General features: G+C 72.8%; 12 protein-coding genes and 1 riboswitch. Of the genes, 2 read left to right on the plus strand and 10 right to left on the minus strand.

The annotated features are described in order from the left end of the window. The first annotated feature begins 136 nt into the window (after window positions 1–136). Both ABFX46_RS02880 and ABFX46_RS02885 read left to right on the plus strand, forming a co-directional pair. Window positions 137–799, plus strand: a complete 663-nt coding sequence (locus ABFX46_RS02880) for a hypothetical protein (RefSeq protein ID WP_346039754.1) — start codon at window positions 137–139, stop codon at window positions 797–799. A 248-nt stretch (window positions 800–1,047) separates the two neighbouring features. Beyond that, a riboswitch (cyclic di-AMP (ydaO/yuaA leader) is annotated at window positions 1,048–1,187 on the plus strand. Between the two features lie 7 nt (window positions 1,188–1,194). Further along, entirely contained in the window at window positions 1,195–1,851 is a 657-nt protein-coding gene (locus ABFX46_RS02885) for a hypothetical protein (protein WP_346039755.1), read from the plus strand. Here ABFX46_RS02885 and ABFX46_RS02890 read toward each other — a convergent pair. The 10 genes from ABFX46_RS02890 to ABFX46_RS02935 all read right to left on the minus strand — a co-directional run bounded on the left by ABFX46_RS02890 (window position 1,838) and on the right by ABFX46_RS02935 (window position 13,224). Further along, window positions 1,838–2,644, minus strand: coding sequence for an SAM-dependent methyltransferase (locus ABFX46_RS02890; RefSeq protein WP_346039756.1), 807 nt, complete (start codon window positions 2,642–2,644; stop codon window positions 1,838–1,840). The genes ABFX46_RS02885 and ABFX46_RS02890 overlap by 14 nt on opposite strands. 64 nt (window positions 2,645–2,708) lie before the next feature. After that, window positions 2,709–3,713, minus strand: a complete 1,005-nt coding sequence (hpnH, locus tag ABFX46_RS02895; protein WP_346039757.1) for an adenosyl-hopene transferase HpnH — start codon at window positions 3,711–3,713, stop codon at window positions 2,709–2,711. A gap of 76 nt (window positions 3,714–3,789) precedes the next feature. Beyond that, a complete protein-coding gene (gene shc / locus ABFX46_RS02900; protein ID WP_346039758.1) occupies window positions 3,790–5,658 on the minus strand; it encodes a squalene--hopene cyclase in 1,869 nt (622 codons plus the stop codon). Window positions 5,659–5,687: 29 nt separating this feature from the next. After that, the gene (locus tag ABFX46_RS02905) at window positions 5,688–6,698 is read right to left on the minus strand and encodes a polyprenyl synthetase family protein (protein WP_346039759.1); all 1,011 of its coding nucleotides are present in this window, start codon (window positions 6,696–6,698) and stop codon (window positions 5,688–5,690) included. Continuing rightward, entirely contained in the window at window positions 6,695–8,071 is a 1,377-nt protein-coding gene (gene hpnE, locus ABFX46_RS02910) for a hydroxysqualene dehydroxylase HpnE (RefSeq protein WP_346039760.1), read from the minus strand. Before hpnE ends, ABFX46_RS02905 begins: the two co-directional genes overlap by 4 nt. Further along, window positions 8,068–8,928: a presqualene diphosphate synthase HpnD gene (gene hpnD / locus ABFX46_RS02915; protein ID WP_346039761.1), complete on the minus strand. Its 861-nt coding sequence runs from the start codon at window positions 8,926–8,928 to the stop codon at window positions 8,068–8,070. Before hpnD ends, hpnE begins: the two co-directional genes overlap by 4 nt. Before the next feature lie 4 nt (window positions 8,929–8,932). Beyond that, entirely contained in the window at window positions 8,933–9,790 is an 858-nt protein-coding gene (gene hpnC, locus ABFX46_RS02920; protein WP_346039762.1) for a squalene synthase HpnC, read from the minus strand. 326 nt (window positions 9,791–10,116) lie between these two features. Then, complete coding sequence (locus tag ABFX46_RS02925; RefSeq protein ID WP_346039763.1) at window positions 10,117–11,070, minus strand: helix-turn-helix domain-containing protein; 954 nt, start codon at window positions 11,068–11,070, stop codon at window positions 10,117–10,119. A gap of 94 nt (window positions 11,071–11,164) precedes the next feature. Further along, the gene (locus ABFX46_RS02930) at window positions 11,165–11,977 is read right to left on the minus strand and encodes an SAM-dependent methyltransferase (protein ID WP_346039764.1); all 813 of its coding nucleotides are present in this window, start codon (window positions 11,975–11,977) and stop codon (window positions 11,165–11,167) included. 206 nt (window positions 11,978–12,183) lie between these two features. Continuing rightward, a complete protein-coding gene (locus ABFX46_RS02935; RefSeq protein WP_346039765.1) occupies window positions 12,184–13,224 on the minus strand; it encodes a PucR family transcriptional regulator in 1,041 nt (346 codons plus the stop codon). Between the last annotated feature and the right edge of the window lie 151 nt (window positions 13,225–13,375).

Here is a 13,375-nt window from a genome sequence, read left to right on the forward strand (position 1 = left end):
ACACCGGTCACCGGCGGATGAGGCGCGGTCCGGGGCGCGCCCGCCGCCGCCGTCACTGGGCGCCCGGGACATCGGGGACGGAGCGTCGGGGTCATGGCGGCGCGATCCGGCGCCGCCCCGCACAGGGAGAAGACAGATGACCGTACACGTCCGGCCCAGTTCCGTCTATCCGGACGAGCCGTCCGGTTCCGCGCCGGGCGGGCTCCTGCTCCGGACCCGCCTCACCGGCGCCGCCGCCGTCGCCGGCACCGCCGCCTGGATCACCGGCCTGCTCATCGCCGGGAACGAGGTCCAGGACGAGATCGTCCCGGTCGAGATCTGGGGCAGCATGGCGTTCCTGCTCGGCGTCCTGTGCCTCGTCGCGCTCGTCCTGTCCACGAACGCGACCGGAGGGGGCAAGGGCCGCTCCATCGCGATCGTGGAGATGGTCCTGTTCGGCCCGGCGCTCGTCTGGTGCCCGCTGGCGGTCGCCTACGACGGCGACACCCCGGGCTGGGTGATCCCGTTCGACATGTGCTGGCCGCTGTCGATGCTCGGCATGCTGGTCCTCGGCATCGCCGTCGCCAGGGTCGGCCGCTACCGCGGCCTGCTGCGCTGGCAGTTCCTGCTCTGCGGGCTGTGGCTGCCGGTCGCGGGCATCGGGCAGGCCGTCATCGGCGACGACGGCGGCACCCTCCCGGGCACGGCCTGGCTCGGCCTCTCCTACGGCGTCCTCGGCCTGCGCCTCGCCCTCACCCCCCGCATCGTCCTGCCCGCTCCGGCGCCCGCCGAGCAGAGCCCCGCAGGGCCTTCCCGGTAAGGGCCGGCGGGCCCTGGCGGGCCGGCGGCAGGGTGCCTGAGCTGGGAGTTTGATTTTGCGGGGGTTTGCCATCTCTTGGCGATGTGAGTAGCTTGGCCCCCGCCAAGGCGCTTCCCAGGCGTTCTTGTTCCACCCGGCTCGGAGCCGGTGGCGGCGGCGCGCTCCACGTGCCGTCCGGCGGCGCGCGACGATCGCGTCCGCCCGCGCCCTTCCGCAGGGCCTGACAACAGCAACGCCGCTCTCTCTCGCAGCGGCAACCGCCGAGTCCGCCGTAGTGCGGAGCCGGGGACCCACCCTCACTGGGGTGAATCGGCCGATTCCAGGCCGTAGGGCGACTTCCACGTCCGAACCCGTCAGCTAACCCGGTAGGCGGCTTATGGAAGAAGGAGCCCCCCTTGAAAGGCAAGCACAGCAAACGCCCGGGTCCGTTCGGCCTGAGCCCCCGCGCCAACGGCGCACTGATCGGTCTCGCCGTGTTCGGCGTGGCCGCCACGACCGTCCAGGCGGCGAAGTCGCCGGAGGAGACCGGAACGTCGGCCGCCGCCGTGCACAGCGTCCCGAAGCCGCGGGCGGCCGACCCCGGCGAGTCCACCACGTCCAGCAAGTCCGAGAAGGCCGGCAAGTCCGACGTTGATGAGCGGTCGCAGGTCATCGCGCGGGCGAAGACCTGGAACCCGCACAGCGACGAGCGGGTGCGCTACAGCCAGTCCGACTACCACGAGGGCTACCGGACCGACTGCTCCGGCTTCGTCGCCATGACCCTCGGACTGCCGAAGCCGGGGCCGAACACGGTCGGGCTGACGTCGTCGCGCTTCACCAAGCGGATCAAGATGTCCGAGCTCAAGAAGGGCGACCTCGTCATGGACGCCCAGGGCACCAACACGACGAGGCACGTCGTCATCTTCGAGAAGTGGGCCAACAGCCGGCACACGTCGTACTGGGCCTACGAGCAGCGGGGCCGGTACGGCACCGACTACCGGACGCGGGACTACGGTCTGTCGTCCGGCAGCGAGTACAAGGCGTACCGGCCCGTGAAGCTCAGCGGCGCTTGAGGGCGATCCCGGCCATCCCGAGCTGCTCGCCCGGAGTGAGGTTGTCCGGGTCGACGGGAGAGTCGGGACGCCACAGGGCCGTGTAGGTCACGCCGGGGTCGACCAGCTCGAAGTCGCCGAACTGGGCCTCGATCTCGGCGGGGGTGCGCGCCCACCCCTCCTCGAGGTTCTCCCGTGTGATGCGGGCCAGCTCCTGCTGCTGGGGCAGGCCCGTGTCCACGAGGGACGTCATGAAGAGGTGGCTGCCCGGGGCCAGGACGTCGCGGTAGGCGGAGACCACGCCGTCGACGACGTCCGGGGAGAGGTAGTGCAGCATCCCGACCATCATGACCACGGCCGGCCGGGAGAAGTCGAGGAAGCCCTCGACGGCGGGGTCCGCCAGCACGGCCGCCGGGTCGCGGACGTCGCCGGTCGTCACCCTCGTGGCGTCGTTGCTGGCCAGCAGCGCGCGGCCGTGGACGGCGACGAGGGGGTCGATGTCGACGTAGACGACCCGGGCCTCGGGGTTCTCGCGCTGGGCCACCTCATGGGTGTTCTCCAGGGTGGGCAGCCCGCTGCCGAGGTCGAGGAACTGGTCCATGCCCGCCTCGCGGGCCAGGTAGCGGACGCCGCGGACGAGGACCTTGCGGTTCTCGACGGCGGATTCGCGCAGTCCCGGGATCAGCTCGGCCGTCTGGTCGGCCAGGGCGCGGTCGGCGGCGAAGTTGTCCTTGCCGCCGAGGAGCGCGTCGTAGGCCCGCGCGATCGTGGGCTTGTCGAAGTCAAGTTCGGCCGGAGGCCACTCGTCCGCCATGACCGGATGGTAGATCATGTGCGCCCGGAGAGTGGGGCGAACCCCGACTCTCCGGGCGTTCCGGTCAGGTGTCGCGCATGGCCCGCAGCGACTCCTTCAGCGAGCCGACGGTGGCCATGACCGCCGTGGGCTCGTAGCCGCAGTGCGCCATGCAGTTCGCGCAGCGCGGGTCGCGGCCCCGCCCGTAGGACTCCCAGTCGGTCTCGTCCAGGAGCTCCTGGTAGGTCTGGGTGTACCCGTCCGACATCAGGTAGCAGGGGCGCTGCCACCCGAAGAGCGAGTAGGACGGGATCGCCCACGCCGTGCAGGGGAAGTCGACCTTCCCCTCCAGGAAGTCCAGGAACAGCGGCGAGTGGTTGAGGCGCCAGCGCTTGCGGTTGCCGTTCGCGAACGCCTTGCCGAACAGTTCGCGGGTCTCCTGGACGCCGAGGAAGTGCTCCTGGTCGGGCGCCTTGTCGTAGGCGTAGCCGGGCGAGATCATCATCTCGTCGACCTGCAGATCGTCATTGAGGTAGTTCATGACGTCGATGACGGTCTGCGGCGTGTCGGTGTTGAAGATCGTCGTGTTGGTCGTGACCCGGAAGCCGCGCCGCTTGCACTCCTTGATGGCGGCGACCGCGTCGTCGAAGACGCCCTCCTTGCAGACCGACTCGTCGTGCCGTTCCCGGAGGCCGTCGATGTGCACGGCCCACGCGAAGTACGGCGACGGCTCGAACTTGTCGATATGGCGGGGAATGAGCACCGCGTTCGTGCACAGGAAGACGAACTTCTTGCGCTTCACGAGCTCGTTCACGATCTCGTGGATCTTCGGGTGCATGAGCGGCTCGCCGCCCGCGATGGAGACCATCGGCGCGCCGCATTCCTCGATGGCGGCGACGGCCTGCTCGACGGGCATGCGCCTTTTCAGCGTGTCGGCGGGGTGCTGGATCTTCCCGCATCCCGCGCAGGCCAGATTGCACGCGAAAAGCGGTTCCAACTCCACGATCAGCGGGAACTTCTCCCTGCCGCGCAGTTTGTTGCGGAGGATATAGCCCCCGATGCGAAGGCTCTGGCGAAGCGGCATGCTCATTGTGTTCGGACCTCCTTTGGCAGGGTGAATCTCCTCGGCCTCGACCGGCCCGACCCGCGCAGGTCGGAAAGGCGCGTCATGTGGCGGCTTCCAGATAGCGGCCCAGGGCGCTGATCGGGAACACCAGGCGGTACAGGTGGTAGTTGATGTAGAAGTCGCCGGGGAATCCGGTGCCGGTGAACTGGTCCTCGTCCCAGGTCCCGTCCGGGCGCTGGTTCTCCACCAGCCACCGGACGCCGGCGTCCACGGCGGCGGAGCGCTCACCGGCGGCGAGCAGCGCCAGCAGCGCCCACGCCGTCTGCGACGGGGTCGACCCGCCCCGCCCGATCCAGGCCGGGTCCTCGTAGGAGCGCAGGTCCTCGCCCCAGCCGCCATCGGAGTTCTGGTGCTCCTCCAGCCACGCCACGGCGCGCCGGATCGCGGGCTTCTCCGGGCGGACCCCGGCGGCGATCAGCGCGGGCACCGCGCCGCCCGTCCCGTACACGTGGTTGGCGCCCCAGCGTCCGAACCAGGAGCCGTCCGCCTCCTGCGCCTTCAGCAGCCACACCACGGCCCGCTTCACCACGGGCGACTCGGCGAGGCCCTCCTTGGAGAGCGCCTCGACGACGTGCGCGGTGACGTCCGCGGACGGCGGGTCGATGACGGCGCCGAAGTCGCAGAACGGCAGCTTGGTGCACAGCCCGCGGGTGTTGTCGGCGTCGAACGCGCCGAAGCCGCCGTCCCGCGACGCCATGCCGTTCAGCCACCGGACCGCCCGCTCGATCGGCGCCTCCGCCTCCGGCAGCGCCACCTTGCGCAGCGCCAGGATCGCCTCGGCGGTGTCGTCGGTGTCGGGGTAGATGTCGTTGTCGAACTCGAACGCCCACCCGCCCGGCGGCAGGTCGGGCCGGCGCACCGCCCAGTCGCCGAGGCCCTTGACCTCCTCGCCGACGACCCAGTGCGCGGCGCGCAGCAGCGCGGGGTCGTCGGGGGCGGCGCCGGCGTCGCCGAGGGCGTTCATGGCGAGGACGGTGTCCCAGACCGGCGACTGGCACGCCTCCAGGCGGCGGCCCTTCTCGTCCCGGATGGTGAACCGCTCCAAGCCGTCCAGCCCGCGCTTGACGACGGGATGGTCGAGGCCGTAGCCGAGGACGTTCAGCGCCATCAGCGAGTACACCCAGGGCGGCTGGATCCCGCCCCAGCAGCCGTCGGCCTCCTGCCGCGCGATGATCCAGTCGGCGGCGCGGCGCAGCGCGGCCCGGCGCAGCGGCCGCACCGGCGCCTTCTCGTACACGTGCAGGACGCGGTCGAGCGCGTTGAAGACCCGCCCCCAGCCCTTCGCGCCGTCCGGCGGCACGGCGCCGCCGCGCAGCTCGGCCAGGTCGACCGGCAGCGACCGGACGGGCCGCAGCGACCCGAGGATCGTCAGCGGGACGATCGTCTGCCGCGCCCAGCACGCCCAGTCGTACACGTTCAGCGGCACCCGGCTCGGCAGGAACATCAGCTCCGGCGGCATGACCGGAAGGTCGTCCCACGACCACTGCCCGAACAGCGCCAGCCAGATCCGGGTGAACACCCGGCTGCCCTCGATGCCGCCCGCGTCCCGCGCGTACTTGGCGGCGGCGAGCATGTGGCCGGCGTCCGGCGGGTCGCCGGCCAGCCGCAGCGCGACGTACGCCTCGATCGTGGTGGACAGGTCGGCGGGGCCGCCGTGGAAGTTCGCCCACGTGCCGTCCGCGCGCTGCTGCGAGCGGATCCAGCGCGCCGCCTCCGCCGTCTCCTCCTCGGTGCGGATGCCGAGGAACTCGCGGAGCAGCAGGTCCTCGGCGTCCATCGTGACGTTGGTCTCCAGTTCGGCCTTCCACCAGCCCTCCGGCGACTGGAGGCCGAGCAGGTGGGCGCGGGCCGCGTCGAGCGCGCCGGCCGCCGCGCCGGTGAGCCCCGGCGCCTCTTCCGTCGTGGTCATTCGGCGGTCTCCTTCTCGCACGTGCCGGGTCAGTGGTCCCGGGAGGTGACGAACAGGGCGATGTCCCGGAACTCGGCGGCCACGAGGGCGTCCATCCCGGACTGGTCGAGGTGCCGCTCGGCGGAGGCGATGCGGCGGTCGGCCTCCTCGGCGGCCCAGTCGCGGCCGCCGGCCGCCTCGACCAGCCGCGCCATCTCGCGCAAGGTGTCCTCGGACGGCGGGTCCGGCTTCCGGTACAGCTCGGCGAGCCGCACGGAGTCGGGCGTCCCGGCGTTCAGCGCGTACACCACGGGCAGCGACTTCTTCCGGGCCCGCAGGTCGGACAGGACGGGCTTGCCGGTGACGTCCGGGCTGCCCCAGATGCCGAGCAGGTCGTCGACGAGCTGGAACGCGAGGCCCATCTCGGCGCCGAACCCGGTCAGCCCGGTGACGAGCTCCGTCGGCCCCTCGCCGAGCATCGCGCCGATCGAGCAGGCGCAGGCCAGCAGCGCGCCGGTCTTGTCGGCGGCCATCGTCACGCACTCGTCGAGCGACACGGCGTCGCACTGCTCGAACCCGAGGTCGGACGCCTGCCCGGAGATGAGCCGCTGCGTGGCGGCGGCCAGGGCGCGCGCCGCCCAGTGCGCCCCCCGCGTGTGCTGGTCGAGCAGCAGCTCCTCCGACAGCGCGAGCAGCGCGTCGCCGCCGAGGATCGCGGCGGACGGGCCGAACACCGTCCACGCGGCGGGCCGGTGCCGGCGGGTCCGGTCGCCGTCCATGATGTCGTCGTGCAGCAGCGAGAACGCGTGCACGAACTCGACGGCGACCGCGCCCGGCAGCGCGGTCTCGTAGGACGCGCCGGCGGCGCGGGCCGACAGCAGCGCCAGCGCGGGGCGCAGCGCCTTCCCGCCCGCCTTCGCCGGCCGGCCGTTCTCGTCGGTCCAGCCGAGGTGGTAGGCGACGACGCGGCGGGTCCACGGGTCGAGCCGGCCCGCGAAGGTGCGCATCGCCTCGTCGACGAGGGCGCGCCCGTCGGTGATCGAGTGGGGAATGGTGGTCATCGGCCGCTCACCCCGTCGGTCCGCACCTGCTGCAGGTGCCGCCGGACGAGGCGGGCGGCGGTGAGGCCGCTTCGCACGGCTCCCTCCATCGTGTCGGGCCAGCCCGTGTCCGTCCACGCGCCGGCGAGGAACAGGCCCGGCAGCCGGGTCGTGGACCCGGGACGCAGCGCGCCGCTGCCGGGGCTCTGGCGGAATGTGGCGTGCCGTTCCCGCGTCACGAAGAAGTCGGCGACGCGGGCGCCGCGGGCGGCCGGCAGGAGCCGCTCCAGTTCGGCGAGGTACACCTCGCGCACCTGCGCGGTCGGCGTGTCGATCCAGCGGTCGGCCGCCGACACCGAGACCGCGAGGTACTGGCCGCCGCCCGTCAGGCCGCTCACCGCGGTGCGGTCGAACACCCACTGCACGGGCGAGTCGACCGCCGCGACGAACGGCTCGTCCCTGCCGTCCACCCGCAGGACCGGCCGGTCATAGACGACGTGGACGTTGACGATGGGGCTGGAGCCGAGACCGTCCCATCTCTCCCGATCGGGGGACGCCTCCTCCGGGACGAGCGACGACGCCTGCCGGTGCGGCACCGCGACGACGACGGCGTCCGCGCTCACCGGGGAGCCGTTGACGACGAGCTTCGGCCCGGCGTCGATCGCCGACACCTTCGCGCCCAGCTCGATCCGGCCGCCGCCCCGCTCGATCTTCGCGGCGGCGAGCGTGCCGTGCAGGTCGCCGAGCGGGATCGCGGGGACGCCGATGTCGGCGGCGTCCGAACGGCCGAGGAGCGCGGTCTGGCACACCATCGCGGCCGGGCCGAGCGCCGCGTCGTCCAGCCGGATGTTGAGCGCGGCGGTGACGAACAGGTCCCACAGGGCGTCGCGGGCCTGCCGCCGCTGGCCCCGGCCCGCGAGCCAGCCGCCCATGCTGAGCCGGTCGAGCGCCGGGTCGTCCGGGTCGAGGCGGTCGAGCGCGAGCGACGCGCGGACGGCGCGCAGCCGGTCGGCGGGCGACAGCAGCCGGTAGCCGGCGAGCGCGGGCAGCAGATGCAGCGGTCCGGGGGCCTTGGCGCGGCGCAGCCGCCCGCCGGGGCCGCCCGGGGTGAGGACGCGGACGTCGAAGCGGTCCTGGACGCGGACCCGGTCCGCCGCGCCCAGCCTGGCGAGCAGCCCCTGGTACGCCGAGCAGCACTTCAGGAAGATGTGCTGCCCGTTGTCGACGGTCAGCCCGTCGCGGGTGAAGGAGTGCGTGGCGCCGCCGAGCCGCGGGCGCGCCTCGTAGACCGTCGCCCTGATCCCGGTCTCCTGGAGCGCCAGCGCCGCCGTGATCCCGGCGAGGCCGCCGCCGACGACGGCGACCTCCCCCGGAGGGCGGGCCGCGCTCGTCATCGGCGGACTCCCGACATCGCCATCGCCGACACGGCCGCCTTCTCCCAGGCCGGGAGGGACGTGCGGGTGCCGAGCGCGGTGAGCGGGTCGGCCTTGATCCGCTTCAGCAGCTGGCGGTAGATGCCCGCCATCGCCCCGGCGCACGCGGCGCTGCGCCGGTCCAGCATGGGCAGCAGCTTCAGGCCCGTCCCGTACCACTCCTCGGCCCGGTCCGCCTCGAACCGGATGAGGCTCGCGAGCCGCTCCGGGTCGTCGAGGAGCCGGCCGTCGCCGTCGCGCTTCAGCGTGACGCCGAACTTCACGAGGTCCTTGGCGGGCAGGTACACGCGGCCGCTCAGCCCGTCCTCGCGGACGTCCCGCAGGATGTTCGTCAGCTGCAGCGCCACGCCGAGCGCGTCCGCGCGGGGCACGGCCGTGCCCGGGTCGGACGTGCCGAACACCCCGAGCGACAGCCGGCCGATCGCGCCGGCGACGCACCGGCAGTACCAGAGCAGGTCCTCGAAGGTGTCGTAGGTCTCGCCGCGGACGTCGGCCTCGCAGCCGTCGATGAGCTCGCCGAACGCCTCCAGCGGGATCGGGTGGCGGTGCGCGGCGTCGGCCAGGGCGACGAGCACCGGGTCGGACGGGTGCGCGGCGGCGTCGGCGAGGCGCTCGCGCTCGTCGCCGAGCCTGGACAGCCGGGTCGCGGGCGGCGCGCCGTGGTCGTCCCCGATGTCGTCGATGCGGCGGGCGAACGCGTAGACGGCGCTCAGCGCGCGGCGCTTCGGCGCGGGAAGCAGCCTGATCCCGTACGAGAAGTTGCGCGCCTGCGAGCGCACGATGTTCTCGCAGTGGCGGTAGGCGCTGGGAGCGTCCATCCCCTCATCTCCTTCCCAATGTCCGCGACCACTCGGCGAGCAGTCGCGCCTTCCTCGGCCGTGGCGGGGTCCGGAGGACGTCGTAGGCGCCGCGGTCCAGCGCGGCGAGTGCGGCGAGGCCGCCCGCGACGTACCCGGCGACGGCGACGCGGGCGAATCCGCGGAGCCGGCCGGTGAGGGCGGCGCCCTCCTCCAGCAGCGCTCCCGCCCGCTCGGCCTGGAGGGCGACGACGCCGCGCAGCCGGGTGGGCGTGATCGTCGCGGCCAGGTCGTCCTCGGTGCAGCCGAACCGCCGGAGGTCGTCCCCCGGCAGGTAGATCCGGCCGTTGCGGTGGTCCTCGCCGACGTCCTGGCAGTGCTCGATGATCTGGAGCGCGGTGCACACCTTGTCCGACAGCGCGAGCCGGCCCGGCGTGGCGGCGCCGAACACGTGCAGGACGATGTGCCCGACCGGGTCGGCGGAGTAGGCGCAGTAGCCGAGCAGGTCGTCGAACGTCGCGTACCGGGTGACCTCCTGGTCGCGGCGGTTGGCCTCCAGGAGGCGGCGGAACGGCTCCGCCGGGATCCGGCACGCGGTGACGGTGCGGGACAGGTCGCGCAGGACGGGCAGTTCAGGGCGGGCCCCGGCGTAGACGCGGTCGAGGTCGTCCTCCACCAGGTCGAGCAGGCCCGCGCGCTCGTCCGGCGGGGCCTCGTCGCCGATGTCGTCCACGAGCCGGGCGTAGCCGTAGACGTTCAGCAAATGCTCGCGGTGGCGCGCGGGGAGAAGGCGGGTCGCGACCGGGAAGTTCTCCCTGGACTGGAGTTCGATCCGGGTGCGGCGTTCCTCGGCCTCGTTCCACAATCGCTCGCTGACGGACATGGCATTCCTTCGGGGCGGCGGCGGCGCGGGGTGTCATCGATGCCCGATATCCGGGCGAAGGCCCGGTAAACATGGCCCATCGTGAGGCCCCTGGGACGTACCTCCCCGAAACCGCGCGGACGACCCTCCCGGATAACCGTCATTTACGAAGACAGGCCGGAAGTGGTCAGCCGGGAATATGTGATCGTCCCGCCTGCGGATGACCGCCGGTCAGGAAATTTTTCCATTCCGTTATATTGGACTCGTGTTGAGTCTTGCGTCTAACCCGGAGGCTCATTTGTGCGAGACCGGTGTCTCATCCGGGTGGGCGCCGGCGGGAAATCGGGTCAGAACGTCGCGAGCATCCCGGCGAGGAGCCGCGGGGTCCGCTCGGGCGGCGCGGCCTCGGTCACCAGCGTGTTGAAGACGTGCCAGTGCCGCTCGATCTCGGCGCGCCGGACCGGGTAGTCGGCGCGGTCGGCGCGCTCGAGGTACACCATGTCGGGCAGCCCCTGCTGCGGGAACCGGACGAGGGTGAGCGGGGCGTCGCCCGCGACGCGGCCGCAGATGCCGAACGGCGCGATCTGCACGGTGACGTTCGGCCGCCGGCACATCTCGATGAGGTGCCGGAGCTGGCCGCGCATCGTCGCGGCGTCGCCGATCGGGCGCCACAGCGCCTGCTCGTCGAGCACGACCCACAGGTTGACCGGGCGCGGCCGGCGGCGCAGCACGCGCTGGCGCCGCATCCGGAACTCGACCCGCCGCTCGACCTCGTCCTCGGGGCCGGCCCGCCCGATCAGTGCGCGGGCGTAGTCCTCGGTCTGGAGCAGGCCGGGCACGAACTGGGCCTCGAACGTGCGGACCAGCTTCGCGGCCTGCTCGGCGCTCAGGTACGGGCGCACCCAGGACGCGACGATGTCGCCGTCCTCGTGCCACCAGGCGCGCGCGGTCGTCTGCTCGGCGAGGGCGAGCAGGGTGGTGCGCTCGTCGCCGTCCGCGCCGTAGCGCTCCAGCAGGCGGGCGACCTCGCGCGGCCGGCTGCCCACCCGGCCCTGCTCCAGCCGGGCGATCTTGGACTCGGACCCGTGCACGGCCTGCCCGGCGTCCCGCCGGGACAGCCCGGCCCGCTCCCGCAGCTCGCGCAGCCGCCGGCCCAGCAGCATGCGCGGGACGAGCGGGTCCCCGTGCGGGCGCGCGTCGCCGCCGCGCCCGGTTCCGGCCGGCCGGGGCCGGCCGGTCCTCGTGACGCCGCTGCTCGTAACGCCGCTGTTCATGACGCCGTTGCTCGTGCCGGAGGCCAACGGGACTCCTCGGGGGGATCGGCTTGACGACCGCCCTCACTATAGCTTCACGCAGCGCGGCGGGAAGAAGACGCTGCGCGACCTCTCCTCCGCGTCAGGGTTTCCGCGCCACCGCGCACAGGGTCGGAAGATCTTCGGCGTCCATCCCCTCCACTTCGGGCCGCCACGCGCCGCTGGTGACGAGGCCGGGCTCCTCGATCTCCAGCCCGTCGAAGTACGCGCGGATGAACGCGGGGCTCCGCAGCCGGAACGGGATGGCGCCGGTCTCGTCGTAGGCGCGCTGCGCCGCGTTGAACGCCTCGTTCTGGTCGGTGGAGTCGTGCAGGATCAGGTAGCTCCCGGACGCCAGCGGCTCCAGCAGCCCGCGCACGACGCCGTACGCCTCGTCGGGGTCGACGATGTGCCCCATGACCCCGATCAGCATCAGCCCGACGGGCTGCGACAGGTCGAGGATCTCCGACGCCCGCGCCATGATCGTCTTCGGGTCGTGCAGGTCGCAGTCGATGTAGGACGTCCGTCCCTCGGCGGTGCCCGTCAGCAGGGCGCGCGCGTGCGCGAGGACGAGCGGGTCGTTGTCGACGTAGACGACCCGCGCGTCGGGCGCGGCGCGCTGCGCCATCTCGTGGGTGTTGTCGACGGTGGGGAGCCCGGTGCCGCAGTCCATGAACTGGCGGATCCCGCGTTCGAGGACGAGGAACCTGATCGCGCGGTCCATGAAGTAGCGTCCCGCGCGCGCGATCGGCACGATTCCGGGATAGAGCGAAACGTACTGGTCGCCGGCGATCCGGTCGATCTCGTAGTTGTCGGTGCCGCCGAGCCAGTAGTTCCAGATCCGGGCGGACTGCGGAACGTCGGTGTTGATCTTCGCTTCCGGCCCTCGGTCCTGGCCGCCGCTGGGGTCCGTCATCGGTCGGGCGCTCCTTCCGGGATACGGCTCCGGCATGTCACCCGCAAACCTAGACCCGCCGGCCGCGGGACGCCTAGAAACGCGAAATTCGGCCCTGTCCGCATTTGAGTTCGGGACGTTATTCACGCGACCGGCCGGGTGCACTTGGGATTGCAGCGCCGCAGGTGGCTGAAGAGGCTGATTCGCCGCATTCCGCTCGCGGCGGGTCAGCGGGCGGCCCAGACGGCTATGGCCAGGGCCACGCGGTCCTCGAATTGGAGGGGGTCGCGGCCGGTGAGGGCCTCGATGCGGGAGAGGCGGTGGCGGAGGGTGTTCGGGTGCAGGTACAGGGCGCGGGACGTGGCTCCGACCGCGCCGCCCATGTCGAGGAAGGTGCGGAGCGTCTCGATCAGCCGGGTGCCGTGCGCCTTGTCGTACTCCTTCAGCGGGCGGGCGATCTGTTCGGCGAACGGGGCCAGCTGATCCTGGTCGAGCCGGCCAAGCAGGGCCTGGAAGGTGGCGAGGTCGGAGGCGTGCACGACGCCGCCCGAGCGGCGGGCGGACTCCAGCGCGGCGAGGCTCTCGGTGAGCGACACCGGCAGGTGGTCGAGCGGGCCGGGGCTGCCGACGCCGGCGGGCTCGCTCCAGGCGTGCGCGTCGTTGGTGATCAGCAGCGCGAGGTCGCCGTCCAGGCCGAGGACGCCCGGCAGCTCCTCCTCGACGCCGTCCATCGCGATCACCAGCAGGGCCGCCGGGTCGAGCCCGGCGTCGTCGATCCGCTCGCGGACCGCCTCGGGGGACGCGAGGCCCTGCTGCACCATGCGCAGCAGGCGCCCGGTCTCCTCCCGCTCGTGCCGCTCGTCGGCGGTGGAGGCGAGCCGCTCGGCGAACCACTCGGTGAAGCCGAGGAAGGGCACCTCGGACGGCACCTCCAGCAGCGGCAGGCCGAGCCGCTCGCAGGCCTCCCGCAGCTCCACCGGCACCTCGGCGGTCACGTCGCCGACGCCGTAGCCGATGGCGCTCGCCCGGCCGGCCTTCACCGCCTCGGCGAACGCGGCGCAGGCGCCCGGCTCGCGCAGGGACGCGCCGACCGTCAGGACGATCTCGTGGCCGCGCAGGTGGGGCGAGGGGTCGGGCAGCTCGGTCGAGTGCGCCCAGCGGAGCGGCCGGTCGAGGCCGGGCTCGCCCGCGACCAGGCGCAGCCGGAAGCGCGCCACCTCCAGGAGCTGCCGGACGGTGTGCTGCGGCACCGCGGGATCGCTGCTCACGGCTTCACCCTCTCACCCCGGCGCGGCGGCGCCGGTGCCCGTGACCGTGTTTTGGGAGAACCATGCTTTGGAGAAGGGCACGATGGTCCGGGCGTGGCGCGGTGCGTTCGGACAATAAGGCGCCGAGCCCCTTGCTACCTGCGGTTATGTC

Origin of the sequence: Actinomadura chokoriensis (assembly GCF_039529475.1) — a bacterium.
In the GTDB taxonomy this organism is placed as follows: domain Bacteria; phylum Actinomycetota; class Actinomycetes; order Streptosporangiales; family Streptosporangiaceae; genus Spirillospora; species Spirillospora bangladeshensis.